This window comes from Paraconexibacter sp., from assembly GCF_041602235.1.
In the GTDB taxonomy this organism is placed as follows: Bacteria; Actinomycetota; Thermoleophilia; order Solirubrobacterales; family Solirubrobacteraceae; genus Paraconexibacter.
On the sequence record NZ_JBFIGP010000364.1, the window covers coordinates 1 to 3,228 of the forward strand.

A 3,228-nucleotide genomic window follows, 5' to 3' on the forward strand; every position below is an offset into this window, starting at 1 on the left:
GAGCCCGAACCAGTTCGTCATGGTCGAGCGCTACGCCGACGAGGCGGCGTTCGGCGGGCATCTCTCGTCGCCACACTTCGGCGCCGCCGCGCAGGCACTCGCCGGCTGGGTCAGCGCGCCGCCGAAGATCATCAAGTACGAAGCCGGCGAGGGCGAAGAGGTCGCGCTCGGCTGAGGCGGCGCGGCGCCCCGGTGGCGGTCAGCGCGCCGGGGCGGTGCCCGGGGCGTCGCTGGTGCCTGCCGCGGGCGCGGGCGGTCCCGAGTAGTGCTTCTGGAGGTACGCGGTGATCCGCTCGGCGGTGCCCGGGTCCATGGTGGCTCCGTAGCGGGTGATCATCTTCTGCACCTCCTGCTCCCAGACCTCGGCCGAGAAGCCGTCGTGGCGGATGATCGGCGCCAGCGAGTGACACGTGGTGCAGGTCGCGGCCACGAGGTCGCGACCCTCCCCCGGACGCAGACGGAGGTCCTGCGCCTCCGGGAGCGGGACGACCGCGCCGGCGTCGGCCAGCACCGGCGAGCCCGCAGGGTCCTCCTCGCCGGACACGACGAGCACGACCATCGCGGCGCCGGCGGCCGCGACGACGACGAGCGCCAGGGCGATGCGTTCGATCTTGCGGGTGATGCTCATCCTCGGACCTCCAGCACGGCGGCGAAGGTGCGGGCCGCGGTGTTCTTGCGGACGCCGTCGGCCATGACCTCCTCGGGGATGTCGAGCGGCTGACGGGTGCCGTCCCGGGATTCGGCGCGGCTCAGGACCCGCAGCGTCCCCGCATCGCCGGCGGGGACCTTCGCCTCGAACACCCGCCACGCGTAGCGGCCGACGGAGCGCTCCATCCGGGCGGGGATCCACGACCGTCCGTCGTCGACGCTCACGTCGACCCGGCGCAGGCCGGTCCCGTGGTCCCAGGCGACGCCGCGAAGCGCGACCGTCGCTCCCGCCTGCACGGTCGAGCCGTCGGTCGGCTCGACGATCAGCGACATCGGTTTGAGCAGGGGCGTGCCCGGCGCGTTGCCGCGCCAGTCCCGCGGGTGCGGGGTGCGGCGGATGTCGATCTCGACCACCTGCTTGACCCAGCCGGGGGCGTAGGTGCCGGGGACGACCACGCGCAGCGGGAAGCCGTTCCACACCGGCAGGGGCTCGCCGTTGAGCTCGTAGGCCAGCAGCGGCCCCTGGCGGTTCATCGACTCCAGGTCCCAGTGGCGCCAGTAGTCGCGCTTCGCCGCCGCGATCGTCCGGCCCCCGCGGAACGCGACGACGGACGCGTCGGGGCGCGCGCCCGCGAGACGGAGGACCTCCTCCAGCGGCACGCCGGTCCACTCGCCGCACGAGACGTCGCCCTTGGTCCACGGCATGCCCGGCACCAGCGGTCGCACCAGTCCACGCCCGAGTCCGGCGCAGGCACCGACCGTCCCGACCCGTCGGGTCGGTAGGTCGCGGAGGTCCGCCATGCTCAGGTCGATCTGCTCGGTCGCGGCCTCCCCGCCGACGCGCAGCCGGAACCGGTCGGGGTCCACCCGGTAGACGTCGGCCTCGCGGTAGCGGACGTAGTAGTCCTCGGTGTCGGTGTACGGCGGGTTGCGGCGGCCGATCAGCCGACTGGTCGGCGTCTCGTAGTTCGGTGGCTGGTCGTAGACCTGACCGAGCGGCGCCTTGCCGTCCAGCGCGACGAGCGGGAACGGGGTGCCCGGCGGCGCGGTGGCCCCGGCCGAGACCGCATCCTGCGGCCATGCCACGAACCGGGCGCCGGCCGACGCCGCTACCGCGCCGGCCCCGAGCGCGAGCAGTTGGCGGCGGCTGATGGCGGTGCTGTCCACGGTCGGCGGTCTCCGGGTCGGGTAACGGCTCCTCGATCGAGCGGTACCCGCCCCGGGACCGTGGGAAACGGGGTCTCTCGCGCCGACCGCGACGCGTCCCGGAGTCCCTCAGTGCGGCTTGGCGTAGCTGCTGGCGCCGTACCAGTCGATGATCACCGCGGGTTCGTCGCCGACGACCCACCCGTCGTGCCCGCTGGGCAGCGACGTGATGTCCCCGGGACCGGCCACGAACTCGGTCCCGTCGTCCATGCGGACCGCGACCCGGCCGCTCACGTGGTACTGGAAATGCGGGGCCTGGCAGCTCTCGGTCCCGGCGATCGGCTTGACGTCGTTGGACCAGCGCCAACCGGGCTCGAAGACGTACCGGCCGACCTCGCCGCCGCCGATCTCGAGGATGTCCGCGTGGCCGTTGGGGAACTCGCGGATCTCGTCCGGCTGGTCGAAGTGCTTGTGCTCCGTCTCGTGACGGGTCGCTGGGGTGGCCATGATGGCTCTCCTTGGTGTTGGGGCCGCGTCGGGACGGCCTCGGTGAACGGTGATTCCCTGACTGCGGGAGGACAGCGTGCCGTCGCCCGGGCGTCCGTTCATCGCCCGTCCGGGCCATCTTCGCCACCGCCCGCGGAATGGCCCGCGTGCGGTCAGCTGAGCAGGCCCCGAGAGGAGGCGATGGCGACCGCCGCCGCTCGGGACGAGACACCCAGGCGCGCGAAGATGTTGGCCACGTGCCGGTGGACGGTGTGCTCGCTGACGACGAGCCGCTCGGCGATCTGCCGGTTGGACAGCCCTTGGGCGACGAGCACGAGGACCTCGACCTCACGACGGGTCATGCCGCCACGAAGACCTACCTCGCTGCGCCCGCCGAGCCGCCCGACGAGGGTGGCGGCCCTGCGGGCGGCGCGTGCGGCGCCCAGCCCCTGGAAGGCCGTGCGAGCGGCGCGCGCCTGCTCCAGCGCGGCCGCGTCGCGGCCTTGCTGCCCGAGAGCGCGGGCGAGCTCGAGCCGGGCCTGCGCCGTCTCGAACGGCATCGCGCTGCGGAGGTAGCGGACGATCGCGTCCTCGAACGCGGTGGCGGCGCTGTCCGGCTGCTCCTCGGCGAGGGCGATCCGTCCGGCGGCGCACCGCTCCGCCGCGCCCAGCGCGTCGGTCGGGACGGCGTGGGCGATCGCAGCCAGCAGCTCGTGGGCCTCACGGGCCTCCGGCAGCTGCCCGAGCCGGACCCGGACCGTCACCAGGACTTCGAGCGCCGCGGCGCTCTCGATCGGCTGCCCGCCGGCGAGCGACCGCAGGTACCGCTGCGCGCCGCTGAGCGCACCCGCCAGCTCACCGTCGTCGAGGTCGACCTCGGCCTGGACCAGCGGGGTGAGCACGTGGGCCGCGGACTGGCCCAGGAGGTCCCGGGCCTCGCCGAGCCTC

General features: G+C 74.1%; 5 protein-coding genes. 1 reads left to right on the forward strand and 4 read right to left on the reverse strand.

All coding sequences use genetic code 11. The features are described from left to right. Positions 1–175 (forward strand): putative quinol monooxygenase (locus ABYE80_RS18930; RefSeq protein ID WP_372791875.1); only part of this gene is annotated, 175 nt, incomplete at its 5' end. Positions 176–199: 24 nt separating this feature from the next. On the opposite strand, the gene ABYE80_RS18935 is transcribed toward ABYE80_RS18930, so the two are convergent. The 4 genes from ABYE80_RS18935 to ABYE80_RS18950 form a co-directional block, all read right to left on the reverse strand. After that, complete coding sequence (locus ABYE80_RS18935) at positions 200–628, reverse strand: cytochrome c (protein WP_372791871.1); 429 nt, start codon at positions 626–628, stop codon at positions 200–202. Then, a complete protein-coding gene (locus tag ABYE80_RS18940; RefSeq protein WP_372791872.1) occupies positions 625–1,815 on the reverse strand; it encodes a molybdopterin-dependent oxidoreductase in 1,191 nt (396 codons plus the stop codon). Before ABYE80_RS18940 ends, ABYE80_RS18935 begins: the two co-directional genes overlap by 4 nt. Before the next feature lie 108 nt (positions 1,816–1,923). Beyond that, the gene (locus ABYE80_RS18945; protein ID WP_372791873.1) at positions 1,924–2,301 is read right to left on the reverse strand and encodes a cupin domain-containing protein; all 378 of its coding nucleotides are present in this window, start codon (positions 2,299–2,301) and stop codon (positions 1,924–1,926) included. A gap of 152 nt (positions 2,302–2,453) precedes the next feature. Further along, positions 2,454–3,228: response regulator transcription factor (locus ABYE80_RS18950; RefSeq protein ID WP_372791874.1), on the reverse strand; the 775-nt coding region annotated here is incomplete at its 5' end.